General features: G+C 51.9%; 18 protein-coding genes, 1 pseudogene and 16 other annotated features. Of the genes and pseudogenes, 13 read left to right on the forward strand and 6 right to left on the reverse strand.

All coding sequences use genetic code 11. The features are described from left to right. Positions 1 to 38: 38 nt before the first annotated feature. Positions 39 to 44, forward strand: a ribosome-binding site (putative RBS for hin; RegulonDB:STMS1H002846). The 5 genes from hin to iroE all read left to right on the forward strand — a co-directional run bounded on the left by hin (position 39) and on the right by iroE (position 8,751). Further along, positions 39 to 618 (forward strand): H inversion protein gene (gene hin, locus STM2772; RefSeq protein ID NP_461699.1). Within the gene, positions 46 to 618 belong to an annotated coding region; the region does not span the whole gene. (Overlaps the previous feature by 6 nt.) A gap of 955 nt (positions 619 to 1,573) precedes the next feature. Continuing rightward, positions 1,574 to 1,579 (forward strand) — a ribosome-binding site (putative RBS for iroB; RegulonDB:STMS1H002847). Further along, positions 1,574 to 2,696, forward strand: a protein-coding gene (gene iroB / locus STM2773) for a putative glycosyl transferase (protein NP_461700.1). Within the gene, positions 1,581 to 2,696 belong to an annotated coding region; the region does not span the whole gene. Its footprint overlaps the feature before it by 6 nt. A 73-nt stretch (positions 2,697 to 2,769) precedes the next feature. Further along, positions 2,770 to 2,775, forward strand: a ribosome-binding site (putative RBS for iroC; RegulonDB:STMS1H002848). Next, positions 2,770 to 6,430, forward strand: a protein-coding gene (gene iroC, locus STM2774) for a putative ATP binding cassette (ABC) transporter (protein ID NP_461701.1). Within the gene, positions 2,777 to 6,430 belong to an annotated coding region; the region does not span the whole gene. It overlaps the preceding feature by 6 nt. 103 nt (positions 6,431 to 6,533) lie before the next feature. Then, positions 6,534 to 6,539, forward strand: a ribosome-binding site (putative RBS for iroD; RegulonDB:STMS1H002849). Further along, positions 6,534 to 7,784 (forward strand): enterochelin esterase-like protein (Fes) gene (iroD, locus tag STM2775; protein NP_461702.1). Within the gene, positions 6,540 to 7,784 belong to an annotated coding region; the region does not span the whole gene. Its footprint overlaps the feature before it by 6 nt. 24 nt (positions 7,785 to 7,808) lie before the next feature. Beyond that, positions 7,809 to 7,814, forward strand: a ribosome-binding site (putative RBS for iroE; RegulonDB:STMS1H002850). Continuing rightward, positions 7,809 to 8,751, forward strand: a protein-coding gene (gene iroE, locus STM2776; RefSeq protein ID NP_461703.1) for a putative hydrolase of the alpha/beta superfamily. Within the gene, positions 7,816 to 8,751 belong to an annotated coding region; the region does not span the whole gene. (Overlaps the previous feature by 6 nt.) Positions 8,752 to 8,792: 41 nt before the next feature. Here iroE and iroN read toward each other — a convergent pair. Beyond that, positions 8,793 to 10,978 (reverse strand): TonB-dependent siderophore receptor protein gene (gene iroN / locus STM2777; RefSeq protein ID NP_461704.3). Within the gene, positions 8,793 to 10,973 belong to an annotated coding region; the region does not span the whole gene. Continuing rightward, positions 10,973 to 10,978, reverse strand: a ribosome-binding site (putative RBS for iroN; RegulonDB:STMS1H002851). It overlaps the preceding gene by 6 nt. Positions 10,979 to 11,297: 319 nt before the next feature. On the opposite strand from iroN, the pseudogene STM2778 reads away from it, so the two are divergent. Then, positions 11,298 to 11,612, forward strand: a pseudogene (locus tag STM2778) (pseudogene; frameshift). On the opposite strand, the gene STM2779 reads toward STM2778, so the two are convergent. Together STM2779 and STM2780 are read right to left on the reverse strand one after the other, a co-directional pair. Then, entirely contained in the window at positions 11,499 to 11,831 is a 333-nt protein-coding gene (locus STM2779; protein NP_449164.1) for a putative inner membrane protein, read from the reverse strand. The pseudogene STM2778 and the gene STM2779 sit on opposite strands and share 114 nt — an antisense overlap. A gap of 174 nt (positions 11,832 to 12,005) precedes the next feature. After that, positions 12,006 to 13,063 (reverse strand): pipB-like protein gene (locus STM2780; protein NP_461706.1). Within the gene, positions 12,006 to 13,058 belong to an annotated coding region; the region does not span the whole gene. Further along, positions 13,058 to 13,063: a ribosome-binding site (putative RBS for STM2780; RegulonDB:STMS1H002853), on the reverse strand. (Overlaps the previous gene by 6 nt.) A gap of 513 nt (positions 13,064 to 13,576) precedes the next feature. On the opposite strand from STM2780, the gene virK reads away from it, so the two are divergent. Continuing rightward, entirely contained in the window at positions 13,577 to 14,506 is a 930-nt protein-coding gene (gene virK, locus STM2781) for a virK-like protein (RefSeq protein NP_461707.1), read from the forward strand. Between the two features lie 284 nt (positions 14,507 to 14,790). After that, positions 14,791 to 14,796 (forward strand) — a ribosome-binding site (putative RBS for mig-14; RegulonDB:STMS1H002854). Continuing rightward, positions 14,791 to 15,695 (forward strand): putative transcription activator gene (gene mig-14, locus STM2782; RefSeq protein ID NP_461708.1). Within the gene, positions 14,799 to 15,695 belong to an annotated coding region; the region does not span the whole gene. Its footprint overlaps the feature before it by 6 nt. A gap of 721 nt (positions 15,696 to 16,416) precedes the next feature. Here the strand turns inward: mig-14 and nxiA are convergent. From nxiA to tctD, 3 genes are all read right to left on the reverse strand, one after another. Beyond that, positions 16,417 to 17,437 (reverse strand): putative nickel transporter gene (gene nxiA, locus STM2783; RefSeq protein NP_461709.1). Within the gene, positions 16,417 to 17,430 belong to an annotated coding region; the region does not span the whole gene. Then, positions 17,432 to 17,437: a ribosome-binding site (putative RBS for nxiA; RegulonDB:STMS1H002855), on the reverse strand. Its footprint overlaps the gene before it by 6 nt. Before the next feature lie 125 nt (positions 17,438 to 17,562). Next, the gene (gene tctE, locus STM2784) for a tricarboxylic transport regulatory protein (protein NP_461710.1) occupies positions 17,563 to 18,985 on the reverse strand. Within the gene, positions 17,563 to 18,978 belong to an annotated coding region; the region does not span the whole gene. Beyond that, positions 18,965 to 19,646, reverse strand: a protein-coding gene (tctD, locus tag STM2785) for a tricarboxylic transport regulatory protein (protein NP_461711.1). Within the gene, positions 18,965 to 19,639 belong to an annotated coding region; the region does not span the whole gene. Before tctD ends, tctE begins: the two co-directional genes overlap by 21 nt. Further along, positions 18,980 to 18,985: a ribosome-binding site (putative RBS for tctE; RegulonDB:STMS1H002856), on the reverse strand. It overlaps the preceding gene by 6 nt. Continuing rightward, positions 19,641 to 19,646: a ribosome-binding site (putative RBS for tctD; RegulonDB:STMS1H002857), on the reverse strand. Its footprint lies within the gene tctD. Before the next feature lie 140 nt (positions 19,647 to 19,786). Next, positions 19,787 to 19,792: a ribosome-binding site (putative RBS for STM2786; RegulonDB:STMS1H002858), on the forward strand. Here tctD and STM2786 point away from each other — a divergent pair. The 5 genes from STM2786 to ygaF all read left to right on the forward strand — a co-directional run bounded on the left by STM2786 (position 19,787) and on the right by ygaF (position 25,316). Further along, positions 19,787 to 20,771, forward strand: a protein-coding gene (locus STM2786) for a tricarboxylic transport protein (protein ID NP_461712.1). Within the gene, positions 19,794 to 20,771 belong to an annotated coding region; the region does not span the whole gene. (Overlaps the previous feature by 6 nt.) Positions 20,772 to 20,776: 5 nt before the next feature. Then, positions 20,777 to 20,782, forward strand: a ribosome-binding site (putative RBS for STM2787; RegulonDB:STMS1H002859). Beyond that, positions 20,777 to 21,217, forward strand: a protein-coding gene (locus STM2787; RefSeq protein NP_461713.3) for a tricarboxylic transport protein. Within the gene, positions 20,783 to 21,217 belong to an annotated coding region; the region does not span the whole gene. It overlaps the preceding feature by 6 nt. A gap of 4 nt (positions 21,218 to 21,221) precedes the next feature. Continuing rightward, positions 21,222 to 21,227: a ribosome-binding site (putative RBS for STM2788; RegulonDB:STMS1H002860), on the forward strand. Beyond that, positions 21,222 to 22,742, forward strand: a protein-coding gene (locus tag STM2788) for a tricarboxylic transport protein (RefSeq protein NP_461714.1). Within the gene, positions 21,228 to 22,742 belong to an annotated coding region; the region does not span the whole gene. Its footprint overlaps the feature before it by 6 nt. Positions 22,743 to 23,028: 286 nt before the next feature. Next, positions 23,029 to 23,034 (forward strand) — a ribosome-binding site (putative RBS for STM2789; RegulonDB:STMS1H002861). Further along, positions 23,029 to 24,022, forward strand: a protein-coding gene (locus tag STM2789) for a putative cytoplasmic protein (protein NP_461715.3). Within the gene, positions 23,036 to 24,022 belong to an annotated coding region; the region does not span the whole gene. (Overlaps the previous feature by 6 nt.) A gap of 11 nt (positions 24,023 to 24,033) precedes the next feature. After that, positions 24,034 to 24,039, forward strand: a ribosome-binding site (putative RBS for ygaF; RegulonDB:STMS1H002862). After that, positions 24,034 to 25,316 (forward strand): putative sarcosine oxidase-like protein gene (ygaF, locus tag STM2790; protein NP_461716.1). Within the gene, positions 24,048 to 25,316 belong to an annotated coding region; the region does not span the whole gene. It overlaps the preceding feature by 6 nt. Position 25,317: the final 1 nt, after the last annotated feature.

Genomic DNA, 25,317 nt, shown 5'->3' on the forward strand with positions numbered 1-25,317 from the left:
AAAAGCGACTAAAATTCTTCCTTATCTGATGTAAAGGAGAAAATCATGGCTACTATTGGGTATATTCGGGTGTCAACAATTGACCAAAATATCGATTTACAGCGTAATGCGCTTACTAGTGCAAATTGTGACCGCATTTTTGAGGACCGTATCAGTGGCAAGATTGCAAACCGCCCCGGCCTGAAACGAGCGTTAAAGTATGTAAATAAAGGCGATACTCTTGTCGTCTGGAAATTAGACAGACTGGGCCGCAGCGTGAAAAACCTGGTGGCGTTAATATCAGAATTACATGAACGTGGAGCTCACTTCCATTCTTTAACCGATAGTATTGATACCAGTAGCGCGATGGGGCGATTCTTTTTTCATGTAATGTCAGCACTGGCCGAGATGGAGCGAGAATTAATTGTCGAGCGAACCCTTGCCGGACTGGCTGCCGCCAGAGCGCAAGGACGACTGGGAGGGCGCCCTCGGGCGATCAACAAACATGAACAGGAACAGATTAGTCGGCTATTAGAGAAAGGCCATCCTCGGCAGCAACTAGCTATTATTTTTGGTATTGGCGTATCTACCTTATACAGATATTTTCCGGCAAGCCGCATAAAAAAACGAATGAATTAAAATAAAAATTACAACAGGATGGATATAACATTTTTGTAATACAGGCGTGTGGCATAAATAAACCGAAAGGGTATACAAAAAAGACAGCATCTAATTAAAAAGAGAAAAAATTCAACGTATTAACATATATAGTGTAACGCGCTCACGATAAGGCCTATGTTACATCCAGCTATAGACGACATCGCTCAAAACACTACCAGACACAGTATTCACCTGGAAAGGCTTTTTAATCAAAATGTTAGATGTAAGCAATTACGGACAGAAAAAATAGTAAAGTTTATGCCTCAAGTGTCGATAACCTGGATGACACAGGTAAGCCTGGCATAACATTGGTTATCAAAAACCTTGGTTTTCAAGAACCAATAAATCGTGTGGCTGATGCGCTATAAAAATCGCAGAGCGGTGACGATATTCCGCATAAGGAGCTGTTCGTTCGCAACATTCGAACGGTGACGTTAAAGCCGGTTTCATTGGCTAATGAAGACGAAGGGGACAAAATTCCTACAGAGTTGATACCACAGAGATAGTCCAGGCTCGCAGGTGATACGGGATTTAACGCCGGAAAGTCTGCACAGAACACGATCTGCCGCCGGACACCATTAAATTGCCCCGCAACGTGTTATCAATACTACTCCCTACGTTTCCCGTTACCTTGCTGTCGGTACGTTTACCTCATTGTCTGAAAGGTTATTTGCGAAGTTATCATTAATAATCCACGGGCGTCTGGTATGCGAATCCAGTTCCCCAATCCTGGCGCTTTGCCTGTGCGACCATACGCGCGTAAATAAGCCTGAAACCAAACTTCACCGCTTAACGCTCTCATCTTTCCCGATTTTTACGCAAAAAATCATCACATGATCAAGTGTCATATTAGTTATTGCATTTTACAAATGATATTGGTAATTATTATCATTCTCATTAACGACTTGTTCGATTTATGACGTGGAGAGAGAGGATTTCTCATGCGTATTCTGTTTGTCGGTCCACCACTGTATGGACTGCTATACCCTGTGCTGTCTCTGGCGCAAGCGTTTCGTGTTAATGGCCATGAAGTACTGATTGCAAGCGGTGGCAAATTTGCACAGAAAGCAGCCGAAGCTGGGTTGGTGGTATTTGACGCTGCGCCTGGTTTCGATTCGGAAGCGGGTTATCGCCGTCAGGAGGCATTACGAAAAGAAAATAACATTGGAACAAAAATGGGGAACTTCTCATTCTTCAGCGAAGAGATGACTGACCCGCTGGTCGCGTTCGCCGGGCAGTGGCGACCAGATCTCATCGTCTACCCTCCCCTTGGGGTCGTTGGACCACTGATTGCCGCTAAGTATGACATTCCGGTAGTGATGCAAACCGTCGGCTTCGGTCATACGCCCTGGCACATCAAAGGCGTGACGAAATCACTTTCTAACGCCTACCGCCGCCATGGGGTCAGCGCGCCACCAAGAGATCTGGCGTGGATAGACGTCACACCGCCCAGCATGAGCATACTGCAAAATGACGGAGAGCCGGTTATCTCCATGCAATACGTCCCGTATAACGGCGGCGCCGTCTGGGAAGAATGGTGGGAACGTACACCTGATCGCAAGCGTCTTCTGGTCAGCCTCGGCACCGTCAAACCGATGGTGGATGGCCTGGATCTGATTTCCTGGGTAATGGATTCTGCCGGCGAAGTAGATGCCGAAATCATCCTGCATCTTCCGGCAAACGCCCGCTCGGATTTACGTTCACTGCCGCCGAATGTCCGTCTGGTCGACTGGCTTCCGATGGGCGTTTTCCTTAACGGCGCCGACGGTTTTATCCACCATGGCGGCGCAGGCAACACCCTGACGGCGCTGCATGCCGGCATTCCGCAGATAGTCTTTGGCCAGGGTGCCGACAGACCCGTCAATGCCCGCGCCGTGGTCGAGCGCGGATGCGGCATTATTCCCGGTAAGAGCGGGCTTACGAGCAGCATGATTAATACCTTCCTCGGTAATCGCGCGCTTCGCGAGGCGTCGCAGGAGGTCGCGGCGGAAATGGCGGCCCAGCCTTGCCCGACCGAGGTGGCAAAAAAACTGATCGCCATGCTGCAACACGGCTAACCGCGGCAGCGCAATGACAATATGGCGGCTGAACCCAGCGTGTGTCGCCATATCTCATCTTTCACCGATAAGGAGGCTTAATGCCCGCGACTCATTCCCCCATGCCCGCTCGTGCCTGGATAGTTCGCCTTGCCCGCGTGTGTTGGGAACGTAAAACACTGAGCATCATTGTCATCGTAGCATCAGTATCGACCATTTTACTGGCTGCGCTGACGCCGCTAATAACGCGTCAGGCCGTCAATGACGCGATAGCAGGCGATACGACCCACCTGCCGTTACTTGCCTGCGGCCTGCTGTTAATTGCCCTTTTTGATTTTATCGGGAATTACGTGCGCCGCGGCTATGCCGGAGAACTCTCGCTGTGGGTTCAGCATACGTTACGTAGCCGTGCGTTCGACAGTATTCAAAAACTGGACGGCGCAGGCCAGGACGCCTTGCGTACCGGGCAGGTCATTTCGCGTACCAACAGCGATCTTCAACAGGTACACACCTTGCTACAAATGTGCCCGGTGCCGCTGGCGGTACTCACTTACTATGTGGCCGGTATCGCGGTGATGCTATGGATGTCGCCATCCATGACGCTTATCGTGATTTGCGTACTGGCCGCCCTTGCCATTACCGCCCTGCGCGCCCGTCGCCGTGTTTTCGCGCAAACGGGGCTTGCCTCAGACCGGCTGGCGCACATGACGGAACATATGCGCGAAGTATTGGAACAGATCTCAGTGGTGAAGTCCTGCGTGGCGGAGTTGCGCGAAACGCGTTGGCTCGATGGTCAGTCGCGGCAGATGGTGCGGGTACGCATCGGCGCCGCTATCTCGCAGGCGATGCCGGGCGCAACCATGCTGGCGCTACCGGTGATAGGGCAAATCGTCCTGCTGTGCTATGGCGGCTGGTCGGTAATGAATGGGCGCATCGATCTGGGAACCTTCGTTGCGTTCGCGAGTTTTCTCGCTATGCTGACCGGCCCTACCCGCGTACTGGCATCGTTTTTGGTTATCGCACAGCGCACACAGGCGTCGGTGGAGCGCGTCTTCGCGCTTATCGACACGCGTTCTCGCATGGAAGACGGTACTGAGTCGGTTGAAGGTCAGATTATCGGGCTGGACGTGGAGAAGATGAGTTTCCACTACGACAACGGTAACCGTATCCTCAATGAGATCTCGTTTTCCATTCACGCCGGTGAAACCGTGGCAGTGGTTGGCGCCTCCGGCTCCGGAAAATCAACATTGCTGATGTTGCTGGCGCGCTTTTACGATCCCACCTCCGGCGGGGTGTGGCTCAACACCACTGCGGGTCAACAGAATATTCGCGACCTGAAACTGACGGCGCTTCGTCGTCGCGTTGGCGTAGTTTTTGAAGACGCGTTTCTGTTTGCCGGTACGGTGGCGGAAAACATCGCCTATGGGCACCCGCAAGCGACTCAGGACGACATTCGACGCGCCGCCGATGCCGCAGGCGCCAGCGGGTTCATCAATGCGCTACCGCAGGGGTTCAACACCCGACTGGCCGAACGCGGAAGCAACCTCTCCGGCGGCCAACGCCAGCGTATTGCGCTAGCCCGGGCACTGATTACCGCGCCGGAACTGCTGATTCTCGATGACACCACCTCGGCGGTCGATGCCGGTACTGAAGCGGAAATTAACACGGCTCTTGGTCGTTATGCCGATAATGAGCATATGCTGCTGGTGATTGCACGCCGCCGTTCAACACTGCAGTTAGCCGATCGGATCGTCGTGCTGGATAAAGGCCGCGTCGTGGATATCGGTACCCAGGCGGAGCTGGATGCAAGGTGTCCGACGTTTCGCTCGCTGATGAGCGGCGAGGGGGATTTTCTCGCCCTTGCCCCGGCAGAACAACGTACGCTATGGCCAACAACGCAGGCGGTAAAATCCGACGACGCGCATGAGCGCCAGACACCCGCCGGAAAAGGTTTTGTCGACCGGATGACGCGCGTTCCAGAACGCGCCGTACAGATGGCGCTGGCAGGCCACGGGCGTCAAGTCTCATCGCTGCTGACGCCAGTAGCCTGGATGTTCGTCATCGCCGCCCTGCTTATCGCGCTTGATTCCGCCGCAGGCGTTGGCGTGCTGGTGCTTTTGCAGCGCGGTATTGACTCAGGCGTTGCCGCAGGGGATATGTCGACTATTGGCATATGCGCCCTGCTCGCGCTGTGCCTGGTGGCGATCGGTTGGTGCTGCTATGCGCTGCAAACGATCTTCGCCGCCCGCGCGGCAGAGTCGGTACAGCATACGGTACGCTTACGCAGCTTCAGCCACCTGCTACGCCTGAGTCTTCCCTGGCACGAGAAGCACATCGACTCGCGTCTTACTCGCATGACCGTCGACGTTGATTCACTCGCCCGATTTCTGCAAAACGGTCTTGCCAGCGCGGCCACCAGCATCGTGACGATGGTCGCTATCGCCGCGGCAATGTTCTGGCTTGACCCCATTCTTGCGTTAACGGCATTAAGCGCCGTGCCTGTAGTGATGCTGGCGACGTGGATTTACCGCCGTTTGAGCTCGCCTGCCTACGCCCAGGCACGGCTGGAAATTGGTAAGGTGAACAGTACGCTTCAGGAAAAGGTCTCCGGTATGCGGGTAGTTCAGTCACACGGCCAACAACAGCAGGAAGCCGCCAGGCTACGGGCGTTATCAGACAACTTCCGCGCCACCCGCGTGCGGGCGCAAAAATACCTTGCCGTTTATTTTCCGTTCCTGACCTTCTGCACCGAGGCTGCCTATGCCGCCGTGCTTTTAATCGGGGCGAGCCGGGTCGCCGGAGGCGAAATGACGCCCGGGATACTGGCGGCGTTCTTCCTGCTACTGGGACAATTTTATGGCCCGGTACAGCAGTTGTCAGGCATTGTTGATTCCTGGCAGCAGGCGACCGCCAGCGGCAAACATATCAATGCGCTATTGGCGACTGAGGAAACGGAGAATATTGAACCGTCCTCCATAACACCTGGCACTGGCGCGCTACGTCTGGAGGCATTGACATTCCTCTATCCCGAAAAAACGCAACCTGTGCTTGATAATCTCTCGCTCATTATTCCGCCAGGAACGGTAGTCGCGGTGGTCGGACGTAGCGGCGCTGGCAAATCGACGCTGATCAAGCTGCTGGCCGGGCTCTACTCTCCCGGTAGCGGACAAATCCGTGTCGGTGAGCGCTTAATTGATGCCGCGTCGCTTAGTGATTATCGTCGCCAGACGGGGCTGGTCACTCAGGATGTCGCATTATTTAGCGGCGATATTGCCGAAAATATCCGCTATCCGCGGCCAGACAGCAGCGACACGGAGGTGGAGAGCGCGGCGCGACGGGCGGGACTCTTTGAAACTGTGCAACATCTGCCGCTGGGGTTTCGTACTCCGGTCAATAACGGCGGCACGGATCTGTCCGCGGGCCAGCGTCAGTTGATTGCCCTCGCCCGCGCCCACCTGGCGCAGGCGCATATTCTGCTGCTCGACGAGGCGACAGCGCGTATCGACCGTAGCGCCGAGGAGCGCTTAATGACCTCGCTGACCAGGGTGACGCATACCGAGAAACGCATCGCGCTTATCGTCGCGCACCGGCTGACCACCGCTCGCCGCTGCGATGTGATTGTCGTAATCGATAAAGGATGTATCGCTGAATATGGCAGCCATGAGCAGTTGATAGCGGCTCATGGCCTGTATGCTCGTCTGTGGCGGAACAGCATCGGCCAGACACGCGATACGCAAGGAGAGGTCATAGGATAGTTTTTATCGCCACGATTTACGCAAAAGAAAGCCCGCAAGCGGCTGTTCATGTAACAGCCGCTTTAGCTATTGATACTGACCGAAATATAAACGAGATGGAATACAAAGAATGAGACTGAGCCCGCCCGTCGCTCCTGTCGCTATACAGACCGCTACGCGCCTTCGCCGTCAACTCGCCGCCGGAAGCCAGGTTGACGCTTCTCACTTCTGGCGAGAAGCAAACTCGCTCGCACTGCCGCTGGTGACAGCCATTAACGGCGCAGACGATGAACGGGAAGTCACCTTCCTGTGGCGTGCCGCCTCTCCTCTGCGGGGGGTTTATGTTCGCCTGAACCGTGTCACCGATAAAGATAACGTGGCGAAAGGTATGATGACGCAACTGCCCACAACGGATATCTGGCATCTGACGCTTCGCTTACCGGCGTCCTACTGCGGTTCCTATACGATGGTCGAAATACCACCGGAAACCCCGGGCGAGACGGTGTTGCAGCTTGGAAGCCGTTTCGCCTCCCTTGTCGGGAAGGCGGATCCGCTGAACAGCGCGCCGGGAATAAATGTTCGGGGCAATGCGCAGGAATCCGTTCTGGCGCTGGATCATGCCCCGGCACAGGAGGAGTGGTCAGGCTGTCGCGCTTACGCCGGGCAGCTTTTCACCTCAGAGCATCGGCTCGCCGGACAACGTCGCCGTGTGCGGCTGTATCTTCCTGACGTTCCTGTCGTACAACCGCTGGGCTTGCTGGTACTCACGGATGGCGAGATCTGGTTCGACCATCTTGGGGTAAGCGCCGCCATTGACGCCGCCATCCGCAGCGGACGCATCGCGCCGGTGGCCGTACTCGGCATTGATAACATCAACGCGCGTGAACGCGTCGCAATACTCGGCGGTCGCCGCGAGCTGGTGCTCGACATTGCCGAACGCCTGCTGCCAACCCTTCGCGCCAAATACCCGGAACGGCGGTGGGCGGACCGTACACAAACGGTGCTGGCAGGGCAAAGCCTTGGCGGCGTGACCGCGCTGATGGCGGCCCGCCACGCGCCAGAGAGCTTCGGCCTGGTGCTGAGCCACTCCCCCTCAATGTGGTGGACGCCGGACAACCGCAACCGCCCGAACCATTTCAGCGCAGAAGAGCGCTCATGGGTCAGCGAACATGTGTTATCCGCGCCCTCGCCAGCCGTACGTACGCATCTGTGCGTGGGATCGCTGGAAGGTTCGACGGTCCCGCAGGTCAAACAGTTGCATGAAAAATTGCGCGCCGCCGGCGTCGAAAGCCATTACAGCGTGTACACCGGCGGTCACGATTATGCCTGGTGGCGCGGCGCGCTGATTGACGGATTACGTCTACTGCCCCGATAAAACTTCACCTGCCAAAAAGGAATAACATCCGATGTATGGTCGCCAGTACCACAACAAGCGCTATCGCATGGCGCTATTTTTAGTGAGTTTTTGTTTTAGCGCGCTGAGTTATGCGCAGCCGGATATGCAGCCATTAGGGCCGAATATCGCTGATAAAGGTTCGGGATATTACCATTTCAGGGTCAATGACTTTCAATCTGCCGATGGCGCAAGACATTACCGGGTATGGACCGCTATCCCCAATAAAGCCGCCCCGCCGTCGGGTTATCCTGTCTTATATATGCTGGACGGCAACGCAGTGATGGACAGACTGCCGGAGACGCTGCTCAAACAGCTGGCAGACCACTCGCCGCCGGTGATTGTAGCGATTGGCTATCAGACTAACCTGCCGTTTGATCTTAACGGCAGAGCTTATGACTATACGCCGGCGCCGGGAATCGATCGCGATGACAGTGAAAATAACCCGCGTTTTCATCGTAAAACCGGCGGCGGGCCAGCGTTCCGCCAGCTACTGGAGAGACATATCGCGCCGCAGGTGGAACAAGGAATAACCATCAACTCCGAACGGCGCGGGGTATGGGGACATTCTTATGGCGGCCTGTTCGTTTTAGACTCCTGGCTGTCGTCATCCTTCTTTCATATCTATTACAGCGCCAGCCCGTCACTCAGCAGGGATAACTTTGTCCTGTTGAATCGCCTTACGACAGTGAAGCCGTCGCTGTTCTGCCATAAAAAACTCATCATAATGGAAGGTTCAGCGTCGAATGGGGATAGCAGGCAACGCCAGATGGCCGAGCTCCTACAAAAAGTTCAGGAGACCGTGAGAACGCTTGAGAACAACGGCGTTAACGCGGCCCTGCAGCATTACCCGGGCCTGGGCCACGGGCCCATGTTTAACGCCTCTTTTCGCAGTGCATTGCTGGATATCAGTCGCGAACCGGCAAGCCAAAAACCACGCTGCCATTAACCCGCCGCCAGAATATGCCCGCCAGCGGCGGGCATAATCCATCAAAACGAGGCCGTCACACCGGCATAATAAGCCCGCCCCGGTTCGTTATAGGTATTTGCCCCTTCGGCGGAGCGATAGATCTGTTTATCGAAGATATTGCTGATACCGACATTAAGACGCAGGTTCTTATTGATATCGTAGTTAACGTTAGCGCCGACCAGTGAGTAAGCCCCCAGCGCTTTCCCGGACAATCCTTTGGTCTCTTCACTACGCGACTCCGCATGTGTTCGCGGTTTTTGCTTGCCGTATAACGTCCAGTTGACGTTAGCGGAGAGCGCGCTGGTGATAGTCCAGTCGAGGAAGGTATTCACCGTATATTTCGGGATTATCGATAAGGGATTGCCGGTATCTTTTTGCTCAGAAGCAATCATATAAGTCGCATTGGTATTCCAGTTCAGACGGTCCGGCATCAGCGGAACAGCCATGCTGGCTTCAATACCTTCAATCAGCGCTTTACCGCCGTTCTGCCACTGCAATACATAAGCGCCAGATGCGCTTCTGCCAATAATCTGATCACCTGCGACAATCTTATTCTGATAATCGTTACGGAAATACGTTACGCTTGCGTGATAATCGTCTACGGTAAATTCCAGCCCAATCTCTTTATTGATACTAATTTCAGGATCGAGGTTCTTATTACCAACCAGGTAACAGCCGCCCGACGTAATATCTTTTGGACAACCGTTGCCTTTCGAATAGAGTAAATACCCCTCACTGGTTTGATACAAGTTCGGAGCCTTAAAGGCACGGGCAATACCGGCTTTCACCTTGACGTATTCACCTAACTCCTGGGAAAGGTTAAGACTGGGACTAAAATTACTCCCGGATTCGCTCAAATAGTCAAAACGCAGACCCGGAATAATATTGGTACCGGCCATAGGTTCGATATTATCTTCAACGTACAGCGCACTGATTTCCGATTTATTTTTGCTGCTACGGTTAGCCGCCGAACCGGGAATCCCGGCGATATTGCTATCCTTAACCGTCAGACTGGTAGAGGAAGGATCGTTCAGCTCATCGCGGTTCCACTCCGCGCCGACGGTGAGCGTTTGCTCAAATAGCCATATCACCGGGACATTCACCTCGCCGCTGGTGCGATACGAGGTCAGGCGGTTAGTGGTGAACGTCTGGTCGTTGGTAATACGCCCCTCGCCGCCGCCGGAGAGCCCCTCATTCATGCGGGTGTTATCGGTTTTTTCATAGTAGAACCCCAGGCGGCTTTGCCCCCAGTCCCAGATGCCGTTATGAGTTAGACCGTAATTCTGCCGGTACAGGCGATTGGTCTCCCGCCCGGACTGCGCCAGACTTTTGGTAACCGCGTTTGAAGTACTGTTTTGCGTATCGCCAGCATAAATATTCCCCTGCCGACTATATCCCGCTTCAAAATCAAGGATTTGCTGCGGGGTCATTTTCCATGAGAAGACGCTATTAATATCTTTATTGGTGACCCCCTCCCGTCCGGCGGCATTTTTGGTACCGGCGGAGGAGTTAATATCCCAGCTATCGGCATCGGTTCTGTTGAGATTACCGTACAGGCGCATCGTCAACGTATCACCAGCCAACGGACCGCTAAGGCTAAAGTTACCCCGCCGGGTGTCACCTTCTTTGCTGCTTTCCGGCTGGTTGGTATAGAGCGACAGCGAGCCGTGCCAGTCGTTAGTCGGACGTTTGGTGATGATATTCACCACCCCGCCAGCGGCACCGGAGCCATAGCGCGCGACGGCGGGCCCACGGATCACTTCAATACGTTCTACCATCTCCGGCGGTACCCAGTTCGTATCGCCACGGGTGTCGCGTTCTCCGCGCCAGCTATAGCGAACCGAATTTCGCGACGTCACCGGCACGCCGTCAATCAGCACTAAGGTATTTTCCGGCCCCATACCACGAATATCAATTTGTCGGTTATTTCCGCGCGTCCCCGAGGCGCTATTGCCGGTAAGATTAACCCCAGGCATCTTACGAATAATATCGGCAAGATCGTTAACGGGAGGATTCTTTTGAATATCGTCACGAGTAATAATCGAAACGCCCGGCTGTTGCTTTAATACTTGCTCGGCGGTGGATTCAACCACCATCGTTTCGCCGTTGTCGTCAGTAGATTCTGCTGCTGATAATGGACTATTAACCCCTGTAGAAACCACGGTTATTAACCAGATGAACTTCTTAACTCTCATACCCATTCCCTAAATAATGTCTAAAGTAGCGCTGTTGCCCTCAAGCTCACATCCTTGCCAGGTTACGTCTATATAGTAATTATTATCATATGCTAATGATAATAATTATCATTCAATTAAGGAAAAGGCAATCTTTCGACCACAAAAATCTGGTAATAAAAAAACGGAAACGGGATTTTGCAATATGACTCTCTGTCCGGGCTCCGCTTTGCCAGTAAATCCGGGAAGGGGGGCAGAATGCGCCTACTGAACGGAGGTTTTACAAAACAGAAATAGATAAAATAAAACTATTTTTCAGATCGTTAATCACAAGAAACACCCAGGTAAGATGGTATAGCACGGTTCAGGGTTCACCGCCGCTTCCCTGCCGACGGCGAACCATTCTTACAGTTTGCCAGCGACTTTCCGTCTGGGTAATGGCGGGATCGGATACGATTGTAGCCATTCGATATTTGATGATGAAAGTGATGTTGGCACCAACATACAAAGCGCCTGGTAATATTTATCAGGCGCTTTGCAGACAGAAAACCATCAAACATCAGTTTCTCGTTCTCCAGGAACTACTGGAAAATATGGCAACCCACAGTTATTGGGTTTTACTGTCGGGTCTTGCCAGGGATTTTGTGTTACCCCCAGGTCTTTTAAAAGACCGCGTAACAGCACTAAATCCCTGGGTGTCATTTTTTGCTTTGGTTCACCCTCTTTAGGTGGACGAATATCCTCCTGACTAGTACATGTAACACAATAACCTTTTAACTCTATCCACTTAGGCTTAGGGGGGGCCTTAGGATCGGGAGGCGTCGAGCTGACAACGCACGAACAGGCACTTATACATCCAGGCATAGCGTTTTCCTTTTCAAACAATTCGCTTTAGTTGGAAGTTCTACTTGAGAAAATAGGAATGGTTATTCAGATATTTTTACCGTCGCATACTCCTGTAATAATAAAAGATACTGTAAATAATTTACTCTCAGCTACTATTCAGTAGCAGATTGTTATTCTTACATTGCTTTTATTTCAGATTTACGTCAAAAAGGGCTAAATATTTTCACTATAAAATTCGTTAAAGAGTGTTTGTGTGCTTGTAGACATTGTGGCGTCTTCAGTACGCAAATCGGTTAGTGTACAATCTTTAAAACAGGTATTGTTTAAATTAGCCTCAGCCAAATCAGCCCCGTCCAGGTTCGTAGAAATGAAACTCGCCTTTCGCAGGTTTGCCCGGGTTAAGACAGCGCCTTCCATAATTGCAGCCATTATAGTAGCACCCTGTAATGTCGCACCGCTCATATCAGCACGTATAAGGGTTGCGCCTGAAAGATTAGTGTGATCCATATTTGCACCGGAGCAATTACATTCTATCATGCTACAGCCTAACAGACTCGCGTGTTGTAAATTGGCGCCAGTAAGATTAGCGTGATCGAGGGTAGCGCCACACATAATGCTATCTTCCAGACAGGCGTTCTTGAAATTACTGTCGCCTAGTGATGTTCCCGATAGATTTGCGCCCTTAAAATTTGCACCTTCACAATCCGCCATAAACAGCACTGCCCCCTCTAAATTTGCGCCGCTTAAGTCTGCGTCACATAAATTTTCTGACGTCAGATTTGCTCCGGTAAGGACAGCGCCTTTAAGATTCATGCCTCCCTGGGCAGTTAATATTACAGAATCCTGAGGGAGAGAAAATTCGCATCTGAATAGTAAAGCTCGGCATATTTTTTCAAAAGAGGCAAGCGGAATTTCTCTTGTCTCAGAATGGTCGCCTTTACTGACTCGTACAATAACTTGTCCAGCTTCGTTATTCTCACCAGGAAGATTAAATTCGACACGACACCCATCCATATCATCCAGGATGATGTTTTCTGGCAACGGAGCACCTCTGTCAGGCATTGTACTTTTCAATGTCTCAGCCATAGTCTCTATCAATTCCTGATATTGTGTTTCATTTCTCCGACGTATCCCACCACAGGTAAAAAAGTTAATGATATATTCCAGAATGGTTTTGGGCGAGGTAGCTTGCCGCATAGCAGCAGAAGTCCCCGCGCCAAAAGCAGATTTAGCCATACCAGCCAGACTATCGAGTGAACGCTCCATATATTTTCTCCCAGAGACAGCAACACAGTGCATGATAAAATTTATCATATAGATTTGCATTTAGAGATAAGGTGAATACCCCCTTTACGTCTGGTTACATAATAACGTATCACGACGCGTTGCTGTCTGGCTTACACAATAGCAGCCAAATAAATATATTGGCTTATACTCGTCATACTTCAAGTTGCATGTGCTGCGGCCGCGTTCCCTCACCCCAGTCACTTACTTTAGTAAGCTCCTGGGGATTCGCTCGCTTGCCGCCTTCCTGCAACTCGAATTATTTAGAGTATATAACATCATTTAAAATAATAAACACGGCATTCGTTTTAATACTACGTTCTGGACTCATCCCACTCATTAGCAGAAAACCTATTAAAAAGCGTGTTCAGGCATTTTATTACCGCCATTGATAAACTGTTTAACAACATCGTCTGTACAGACCTTCTTCGTTGCCTTTACGTTTAACTCAATCAGGCTACCGTCTCGGTTATAAGTCTATCGAGTAGTAGAGCCGTAGTATGACGATGCAGCAAAGTGATATGGAAAGATATAATCCATTATTAATGTTAAAAGAAGTCATGGCGCAGACGCCTTATCGCCATAAACGCTGGGGAGAGCGTAAGTTTCGTTATAAATTTTTATTACGTTGCCTTATTAACCCCGTAACGACAATTAAATACTTCAATGAATTATGCCATCTGTCTCAGCCCAGAACGCTGATTATTCATCGTCCACTGTTGCCGGCAAAAATCCAGCGGCCCTATTTGTATACCGGGCTTAGCATACGTTGCCGGGCAAAAGCTATTCTGGAACACTACCAGTTCGTTCAGTCCTTTCCGGAAAGTAAAATTAAAAAGATCCTCCTGTCCGAGGAACAAATCTTACTCGCTCACCTGGAAGGAAAAAACGGTGCTCTGGTAGATATCTACTGCGGTCCCTGTGGCTATGACAGAGAAGGTGAACTGACATTAACGCTGTGCTTCAATGATACGCCGTTGGCACGTTTATCATTTTCCTTTATCCGCCATGAAGGGAAGCAAATAGCGCTGGTTGCCGGGTTACAAGGGCCCAGTAAACATATCGGCCCACAAGTCATACGTAACGCCACCAAAGATTGTTACGGTCTCTTTCCTAAACGGATGCTGTATGAAGCATTTGCGACATTGATGCAGGCCTGTAATGTCGACGAGATTTATGCGGTCAGTGAAAACAACCATGTTTATCGTCAACTCCGGTACTTATTCCAGAAGAAAAAAACTTTTGTGGCCAGCTATAGTGAATTCTGGGAGTCGCTAAACGGCGTTAAGAAAGGTGCCTTATATCATCTGCCATCACAGGTGATGCGTAAAGCGCCTGAAAGTATCCCCAGCAAAAAACGCGCAGAGTATCGGAAACGCTATCATATTCTGGATACAATAATACAAGAGGTCAACAGCCTCTCCCGGTAGAACTATTTCATACGCGGATGTGCAGATCCTGCTACCGTTCAGCGGATCTTTTGAAATCTGTATCGCTACTGGATGGTTAAATACAGAATGGCTTGCGAGTGAATAGCGCGGCATTAAACCGTCGCTTTCACTCATGTTATGATCAACATCTTAATCTTATTCCCTTCACCATAACGTCATCGATTAGCATGTTAACCATTAAATACAAGCTAAACATTTGTCACATTTTTATTTGGTTAAGCAAAAAAATAATACAAAATAGCATTTTCAGTAAGCTAAGTCAGGAGTTTTGGTGAAAATACAAGAAGTTAAGCGTATATTAACCCGCTGGCAACCGTCTTCCTTTTCCCTATACCGGGAGGTGTTTACGCAATACGGCGGTAGTATCAATATGCACCCAGATATTGTGGATTATTTCATGAAGCGCTATAACTGGCATTTTAAATTCTTCCACTATAAAGAAGATGATAAGATTAAAGGCGCCTACTTTATCTGTAATGATCAGAATATTGGTATCCTGACGCGCAGAACCTTCCCGCTATCTTCAGATGAGATACTTATTCCGATGGCGCCAGATTTACGCTGCTTCTTGCCCGATCGTACTAACCGACTTTCGGCGTTGCATCAGCCACAAATACGCAATGCCATATGGAAACTCGCCAGAAAGAAACAAAATTGTCTGGTCAAAGAAACGTTCTCTTCTAAGTTTGAAAAAACACGCCGTAATGAATATCAGCGGTTTCTTAAAAAAGGCGGAAGTGTAAAAAGCGTTGCTGATTGTTCTTCTGATGAACTGACTCATATTTTTATCGAGTTATTTCGGTCTCGTTTCGGCAATACTTCATCCTGCTATCCCGCTGATAACCTTGCCAACTTTTTTAGTCAACTGCATCACCTTCTGTTTGGGCATATTCTTTATATTGAAGGGATACCCTGTGCATTTGATATTGTACTGAAATCTGAAAGCCAGATGAACATCTACTTTGACGTATCTAATGGTGCAATTAAAAATGAGTGCAGGCCACTCAGTCCCGGCAGCATACTAATGTGGCTAAATATTAGCCGTGCCAGACATTACTGCCAGGAAAGACAAAAAAAATTGCTTTTTTCCATCGGCATACTAAAGCCTGAATGGGAATATAAGCGCATGTGGTCGACCCCCTATTTTACCGGAAAATCGATTTGCTAAAAAGAAAGCCTGGACGTAAATATGTTTTTTACGTCCAGATTTTTCATAAATCCTGATGAACTGATAAAAAACGAAAATTTAATCAGAATTTAAAAAATAAGTTAACCACCATATAATCATAATGACAATTACTCGAAATTCACTTACACTATACTCGGTTTTATGGAATTGATTAACACGGTATGTTACAGATAACGTGCTAAAAAGCGTGCAGCGGTTATACATTTTCATATGTGTGTGTCATTAACCTGGCGTCAGGAACAGATGATGATGACAACTACCCTTTTATCTCTTCTGGCCTGGCATACCGTCAGTAGATTAAAGGAGTAGCCTTGCTTTATGGCATTACAAAAATGCGGGTGGGGTCTATGCTCAATGTATACGTTATTTGTAACAACGCTCTTGTGCATAAACAATACGTTATTGCCAACAGCACTGAACGGGTACAGTGGTTCTTGCTGACAACAGGCTTAAAGATCGCCTTAACACGGGATACCTGATAACTGGATTATATTATGACACATGCAGACTGGCTGATTCTTGGGTATACAACTGTTATTATTATTTTTGGTATTGTATGTTATATCGGATTGCTTAAATTGATAACGAAAGGCAAGCATGAAAAATAACGCACTTACCGGGAAGAATATACTCTCAGGAGATAAAATGCTTCGGCAATGATATGACACCACTGCCGAAATGCTATTTTTAAAGAAATCAATCAGGTATTGAGGGTGATTTTATCATAGCCGCGCCAGCGATAATTCAACACCGAGAGCAGCCAGAATAGCACAAAAGCACCCACTACCCAGAAGCCCACATTCCCCATATGATCGTTAAGCGTGCTGACGGTCTGCCAAAATGTTCCGCTTAACTGTAACGCATCATCAATCAACCCCAGCGCCTCAAGCCCGCCAATCGCCAGCGCGACAATGACGGATGCGGCGGTAATGGTCATATTATAATAAAGCTTACGTAATGGATGCGAGAAAGCCCAACCGTAAGCGCCGACCATGACAAAGTTATCCAGGGAATCTACCAGCGCCATCCCGGCGGTAAACAGCACAGGAAAAATCATCATTGACCAGAGAGATAGCCCCTGGTTAGCTGCTGAAGCGGAAATGCCCAGCAACCCAACCTCGGTTGCGGTATCAAATCCCAGACCAAACAGAAAACCGACAAAATACATATGCCAACTGGAAGTGACCAAACGAAACGTACGCTGAAATATACGCGTCATCAGCCCGCCAGGTATCGCCTCGTCATGCGCCCTCACTGACTCGCCGCGGGTAACCGAGCGAAATTGCCGCCAGACGTTGAACAAAATAAACAGGTTAAGCAGGGCCATCGCCAGCAGAAAAAAAGCGGAAACAGCCGTACCAATCAACGAACCATATTGATGCAAAACATCAATACGATCGCGAAATGCCATCGACGTCACAACAATCGCCAGACATGCCAGAACGACAATGGTCGAATGACCCAATGAAAAAAACGCCCCCACGCCTAAAGGCGTTTTACCCTGCTGCATCAGTTTACGGGTGACGGTATCGATGGCTGCGATATGATCGGCATCAACCGCATGACGCAGCCCAAAGCTATACGCCAGTATGGCTGCGCTTAGCATGACGGCATGGTGATGAAAAACACAGAACGCCCAAATCCAGGCCAGGATGTTAACCCCGACAAGAAAGACGGTTAATGCTATTCCCCGTCGTTTAGTATGATTATTCATGCCCCTGCACCCACTATATTTTTAATTAACGCTACGGTTTGTAGGGGGAATGTATGATCATTTGATTAAAACGTCACACCTCAAGATGCGACTTTTTGTAAACGTGCTTTACCGCTGACACATTTGTCCGCATTACTGCGGAACAAGGCTTAAAAAGCGTATCCGAACGTATAACCCTCCCAACGCTTCGCTACGGGAAAAATGGGGATGAGTACGGTGCAGGCGTGCGATATCATTGACCAAAGCCAGACCAATGCCCGCCCCGGCCACATTTCCTACGTTATCGAGCCGGTGGAACGGCTGTAGCGCCAGATGGATGTGTTCATCATCGATGCCGGGACCGCTATCTTCGACAACCAGCGTCACGGCATCGCCATCCCGTTCAAGCCGCGCGGTGACGATGCCTTGCTCAGGCGTGTATTTCAGCGCATTATCCAGCAAGTTTCCGCATAGCTCGCTAAGCAGTACCTCATCCCCCTCGATCCACATCGCTTCCTGTTCGCCTTCGTAGCCCAGGTCGATATGTTTACTGCGCGCCTGCGCCAGACGGGTAAAACAGCCGCTCTGTACGATATCGTACAGATTCACCGGGGAAAAACGCCGCTCGCCCTGCTCTTTATGCTTTACCGCAGAAAGTTGCAACAATCTTTCCGTGAGCTGAATGGTGCTATCCAGCGTTACGCTCATCGCCTGCAGACTTTCGTACCAGTGATGAGGGTGCTGGCTGGCTAACGCCACCGCCGCCTGCGTTTTTAACACCGCCAGCGGCGTTTTTAACTGGTGAGAAGCATCGGCGCTAAAGCGTTCCTGCCGGGAGAGGATGCCGCGGAGCCTGTCAATGTAGCGATTAAACGCCACGATTAACAAGCGTGTTTCCGACCACGGCAGCAGTTCCGGCAGCGGCGTTAACAGACCCGGTTCGCGGCGTACCATTAATGACGAAAGTTGACGCATAGGGCGCAGGATCCGGCGTAATAACCAGCCAACCAGCACCAGGGTCAGCAACACCAGCAGACCCTGTGAGATCCAGGAAGAGAACAGCAGTTGGCCCGCCAGATAACGACGGGACTGCAGCGTCTCTGCGACATAAATCTCCGCCATGCCGATAATGCCGCCTTCGTTGACCGGCTGTAGCAAACGCGCCACGCGGATCGCCTCGCCGCGATACTCGGTATGATAGAACCACGCCAGCGCCGGATAAAGCCGGGTACGGGGCGTAGCGGGCGGCATGACGGGCAGATCGTCATAACCGGAAATGACCTTTCCGGAAGGGTCGACGACTTTGTAATAGAGTCGATCATTCATATTAAGCTCGAAGCTATCCAGCACCACCCAGGGCACGTTAACTTCCAGATGGTTATTGCGCACCACCAGCCGTTCCGATACCGTTCGCGCCGAGGAGAGCAACGTACGATCATAAGCCTGAGTGGCGGCCTGTAGCGCATTGACATAACTGTTAAACGCCGACAGCCCCCATAGCAGAATCAGCGGCAACCCCAGGAACAGTAAGAGTTGCAGGTACAACGATTGCGGCTTAACCCACTTCATCGCCGCGCTCCAGCACATAACCCAGGCCGCGCAGCGTCGTAATTCGTACATCGCTTCCCTGAAGTTTTTTACGCAGTCGATGAATATAAAGTTCAATGCTTTCAGGGCTTACCTCATCGTTCAGGCTGAACACCTGTTCAAAAAGCTGCTGACGCGAAACTGGTCGCGTTCGTCGGTACATCAATACGGTTAAGAGCGCCTGCTCACGCGGCGTCAGCGCTAACGGCTGCCCCTGTAACAGAAAATACCCTTCATCATGAAAGATCAATTCCCCCAGTTGCTGAACTTCATGAACCTGCCCAGCGCTGCGTCGGAGCAAGGCCCGTAAACGGGCATCCAGCTCTTCCAGTTCAAAGGGTTTCGGCAGATAGTCATCCGCGCCGACGTTGAGACCTTTTACGCGATCCGCCACCGCGCTTCGCGCCGTGAGCAGCAAAACGGGCAAGGTCTGACCGCGTTTACGCAGCCGTTGCACCACCTCCAGTCCATCCATTCCCGGCATATTGATATCCAGCACCGCCAGCGCGTACATTTCACTGTGCAGAAGATGGTCAGCCGCCAGGCCGTCAAATACGCAGTCCACGGCAAAGCCGTTTTGCACCAGCGCTTTCTCCAGCCAGTGAGCCAGCTCACGGTTATCTTCTGCCAATAAGAGACGCATATCACATCCTGTAAAGTTTCTGCCGCATTGAAAGGGAATTGAAAGGTTATTGTTTTAACAATCACGCAACCGAACTGCTACATGTCGGCTCACATAATCACAAAAATCTTCTTCCGAACCTGAAAAATCCGGACGTCCGGCGTGAGGATAAAAAATGAAAAAACAATTACTTCGTACCCTTACTGCAAGCATTTTATTAATGAGTACCTCTGTTCTGGCGCAGGAGGCGCCGTCGCGAACGGAATGTATCGCGCCAGCCAAACCTGGCGGCGGTTTCGACCTCACCTGTAAGCTGATTCAGGTGAGTTTGCTGGAGACTGGCGCTATCGAGAAACCCATGCGGGTAACGTATATGCCCGGCGGCGTCGGCGCTGTGGCCTATAACGCGATAGTCGCCCAACGCCCTGGCGAACCCGGGACTGTGGTCGCCTTTTCCGGCGGTTCGCTGCTCAACCTGTCGCAGGGGAAATTTGGTCGCTACGGCGTGGATGATGTGCGCTGGCTGGCAAGCGTGGGCACTGATTACGGCATGATCGCCGTGCGTGCGGATTCTCCGTGGAAAACGCTGAAAGATCTGATGACGGCGATGGAAAAAGATCCCAACAGCGTGGTCATTGGCGCTGGCGCCTCTATTGGCAGCCAGGACTGGATGAAGTCGGCATTGCTGGCGCAAAAGGCGAACGTCGACCCGCACAAGATGCGCTACGTTGCCTTTGAGGGCGGCGGCGAGCCGGTGACGGCATTAATGGGCAACCATGTTCAGGTTGTCTCCGGCGATCTCAGTGAAATGGTGCCTTATCTGGGCGGCGACAAAATCCGCGTGCTTGCCGTCTTTTCAGAAAATCGTCTGCCGGGCCAGCTTGCCAATATCCCTACCGCTAAAGAACAGGGCTACGACCTGGTGTGGCCGATTATTCGCGGCTTCTACGTCGGGCCCAAAGTCAGCGATGCCGATTACCAGTGGTGGGTGGATACCTTCAAGAAGCTCCAGCAAACCGACGAGTTTAAAAAGCAGCGCGATCTGCGCGGCCTGTTTGAGTTCGACATGACCGGCCAGCAGCTCGATGACTACGTGAAAAAACAGGTTACTGATTACCGTGAACAGGCGAAAGCCTTCGGACTCGCGAAATAATCGCGGAGGCAATGATGAGCGATCGTATCTTTGCGGGTATCTGGCTGTTGCTCTGTATCGCCGGGCTATTCATCGCCTGGCAGATCCAAAGCGAATACAGCTATGAACCCGTCGGCCCCCGCCCTTTTCCGCTGGGGATTATCGGCCTGATGGCGCTCTGCGCGCTGGCGCTGTTATTGCGCCATCCCGACACGGTGAGCTGGCCGCGCCGCCATGTTCTGCAAAAGCTAATTACCATGATCATCATCCTGTTGATGTATGCCTGGGGATTCGAATGGCTGGGTTTTCCCATCGCCACCGCGCTTCTCACCATGGTTATCGGGATGCTGTTCGGCGCCACGATTCCGGCGGCGGGTATCTCCGGCGCGGTATTGGGCATTCTGCTGTGGTATGCCTTTGACCGGCTGCTTGATGTCACCTTACCTCTCGGCGCCTGGCTGAGTTAACGGAGCAACGATGGATACCTGGATATATCTTTCTCAGGGCTTTGCGGTGGCGATGACGCCGGAAAACCTGGTTATCGCGTTGATTGGCTGCTTCGTGGGCACGATCGTCGGTCTGCTGCCGGGTCTGGGACCGATCAACGGCGTGGCAATCTTACTGCCGCTGGCCTTTGCGTTGCATCTGCCTGCGGAGTCGGCGCTAATTCTGCTGGCGACGGTGTACATTGGCTGTGAGTATGGCGGCAGGATCTCCTCCATATTGCTCAACGTCCCCGGCGATGCGGCGGCGATCATGACGGCGCTGGACGGTTACCCGATGGCGCAGCAAGGGAAAGGCGGCGTAGCGCTGTCGATTTCCGCAGTCAGCTCATTTTTCGGTTCATTAATCGCTATCGGCGGCATCATTCTGTTCGCCCCTTTACTGGCGCAATGGTCGCTGGCCTTTGGGCCGGCGGAATATTTCGCCTTAATGGTTTTTGCCATCGCCTGTCTTGGCAGCATGATGGCGCAAAACCCGCTTAAATCATTTCTGGCAGCGCTGATCGGTCTTGGCCTTGCGACCGTCGGCGTGGACGCCAACACCGGGGTTTATCGCTTTACCTTTGACAGCGTTCATCTTTCCGACGGCGTACAGTTTATCGTCGTGGTGATCGGCCTGTTCTCGGTATCAGAAATACTTTTAATGCTGGAACATACCAGCAGCGGGCAAACAATGGTCCGCAAAACGGGTCGAATGTTGTTCAACCTGAAAGAAGGCGCGCAGTGTATCGGCACCACCCTGCGTTCTTCGGTAATCGGCTTTTTTGTCGGCGTATTGCCCGGCGCCGGGGCGACCATTGCCAGCGCCATTACCTATATGACCGAGAAAAAACTCAGCGGCAACAGCGATAGCTTCGGCAAAGGGGATATTCGCGGCGTCGCGGCGCCGGAGGCGGCAAACAACGCCTCTGCCTGCGGCTCCTTCATCCCGATGCTGACGCTGGGCGTTCCCGGTTCCGGCACTACGGCAGTGATGATGGGGGCGCTGACGCTGTACAACATCACGCCAGGCCCGGCGATGTTCACCGAACAGCCGGATATCGTCTGGGGACTCATCGCTGCGCTGCTGATTGCGAACGTGATGCTGCTGATCATGAATATCCCGTTGATCGGTCTGTTCACCCGTATGCTCACCATTCCGCTGTGGTTCCTGGTACCCGCCATCGCTGCCGTATCGGCGGTAGGGGTGTATGCGGTACACAGCACCACCTTCGATCTGGTGCTGATGGTCGCGCTCGGCGTGTTAGGGTACATTTTACGTAAAATGCACTTCCCCATGTCACCGCTGATCCTGGGGTTCGTACTGGGGGAAATGCTGGAGCAGAACCTGCGTCGCGCACTCTCCATCAGTAACGGCAATATGGCGATTTTGTGGCAAAGCGGCGTTGCCAAAGCCCTGCTGATCATGGCGATCATGGTCATTGTCGTACCGCCAGTGTTACGTCTGCTCCGTAAACACAGCCGTAAACCGCAGGTTGACGCCGGTTAATTGACTGCTGAAATACGTTGTACTTGTCCGGCCTACGCGCTCATGTGTCAGGCCGGGCAACCCCGCCAGCATCACTTTCCCCATAACGCTCTCATTTTACACCCCTTCTTGCCGTTGTCAGGCTCGTGGCGCCGTTAACCTCACCCTTTGCATTGTTAAATATTTGTTGTTTTTGATCACAATAATTAAACAAAAGCGGTTATTTCATACGCGTTCCTGGAAAATGTCGATATTTTTAATTTATGGCTACGAAATGAGCATCGCCATGTCTCCCTGACCATCTACCGAGAGGAATGATTCTGATGAATGCACTGACTGCCGTAAAAGCGAACACAGATGATTTAGCCCAACGCCATACTGGTTTCACCCTTGCCCCTTCGGCGCAGTCGCCGCGCCTGCTGGCGTTAACGTTTACGGCGGATACCACAAAACAATTTCTTCATCAGGTTGCGCAGTGGCCGGTGCAGGCGCTGGAATACAAATCTTTCTTACGTTTTAAAATCGGCAAGATCCTCGACGATCTGTGCGGCAATCAGCTACAACCGCTGTTGATCAAAACGCTCCTCAACCGTGCACAAGGCGCGCTGTTGATCAGCGCCGAAGGGATCGATGATGTCGCACAGGCAGAAGAGATGGTCAAACTGGCGACGGCGGTGGCGCATCTTATTGGTCGCTCCAACTACGATGCGATGAGCGGCCAGTACTACGCGCGTTTCGTGGTCAAAAACGTCGACAACTCCGACAGTTATCTGCGCCAGCCCCACCGCGTAATGGAACTGCACAATGACGGTACCTATGTTGAGGAGGTGACCGACTACGTGCTGATGATGAAAATCGACGAACAGAATATGGAAGGCGGTAATTCGCTGTTGCTGCACCTTGATGACTGGGAACATCTGGAGTCGTTTTTTACCCATCCGCTGGCGCGTCGCGTCATGCGCTGGGCGGCGCCGCCAAGCAAAAATGTTAGCCATGACGTCTGGCACCCGGTGTTTGATGTCGACCAACAAGGCCGCCCGGTCATGCGTTATATCGACCAGTTCGTCCAGCCAAAAGACTTTGAAGAAGGCGTCTGGCTCAGCGAGCTTTCAGACGCGCTGGAAACCAGTCAAAACATCCTCTCCGTACCGGTACCGGTCGGCAAATTCCTGTTGATTAACAATCTGTTCTGGCTACATGGACGCGATCGTTTTACGCCGCATCCTGACTTGCGTCGCGAACTGATGCGCCAGCGCGGTTACTTCGCCTACGCCGCCAGCCATTATCAAACTCACCAATAAGCGCCACGGCGAAGGAATTACGCGGATGTATGATTTTGTGATTATCGGCGGCGGCATTATCGGCATGTCGACCGCCATGCAACTTATTGATGTCTACCCGGATGCGCGCATCGCGTTGCTGGAAAAAGAGTCCGCGCCAGCCTGCCACCAGACCGGGCATAACAGCGGCGTGATCCATGCCGGGGTGTACTACACGCCCGGCAGCCTCAAAGCGCAGTTTTGTCTGGCAGGCAATCAGGCGACCAAAACCTTTTGCGATCAAAACAACATCCGCTACGACACCTGCGGCAAAATGTTGGTCGCCACCTCGGAGCTGGAAATGGCGCGGATGCGCGCGCTATGGGAGCGGACGGCGGCCAACGGCTTAGAGCGCGAGTGGTTAAGCGCGGCGGAGCTGCGTGAACGCGAACCCAATATCATTGGCCTGGGCGGGATTTTTGTCCCTTCCAGCGGGATTGTCAGCTATCGCGATGTCGCGACGGCCATGGCGAACCGCTTTCAGGCCAAAGGCGGCGAGATCATCTACCATGCCGAGGTCAGCGCGCTAACAGAACATGCCGCTGGCGTTGTCATTCGCACCTCGCAAGGTCGGGAAATAGAAACCGCTACGCTTATCGGCTGTGCAGGACTGATGGCGGATCGGCTGGTCAAAATGCTGGGCGTGGAGCCCGGTTTTATTATCTGCCCTTTCCGCGGCGAGTACTTTCGTCTGGCCCCGCGACACAACCGGATCGTTAACCATTTGATCTACCCGATCCCCGATCCGGCAATGCCGTTTCTCGGCGTCCATCTTACCCGCATGATCGACGGCAGCGTTACGGTCGGGCCGAATGCGGTGCTGGCGCTTAAACGCGAAGGCTACCGTAAGCGCGACGTTTCCTTCACCGACACCCTGGAGATTTTCCGCTCCGCCGGCATTCGCCGCGTACTGCAAAACCATCTGCTTTCCGGACTGGGCGAGATGAAAAACTCGCTGTGCAAAAGCGGCTATTTGCGGCGAGTACAAAAGTATTGCCCCAGCCTGACCGTCAACGATCTCCAGCCCTGGCCGGCAGGCGTGCGGGCGCAGGCGGTTTCACCGGACGGCAAACTGATTGATGATTTTCTGTTTGTCACAACGCCGCGTTCCATTCACACCTGTAACGCCCCCTCCCCGGCGGCGACATCCGCGATACCTATCGGCGCGCATATCGTCAGCAAAGTTCAGGCGCTACGCGCAAGCCAGAGCAACCCCGGACGTACGCTGCGTGCGGCACGCAGCGTGGACGCATTACACGCCGCATTTACCCGTTAAC

This window comes from Salmonella enterica subsp. enterica serovar Typhimurium str. LT2, assembly GCF_000006945.2.
Lineage (GTDB): Bacteria > Pseudomonadota > Gammaproteobacteria > Enterobacterales > Enterobacteriaceae > Salmonella > Salmonella enterica.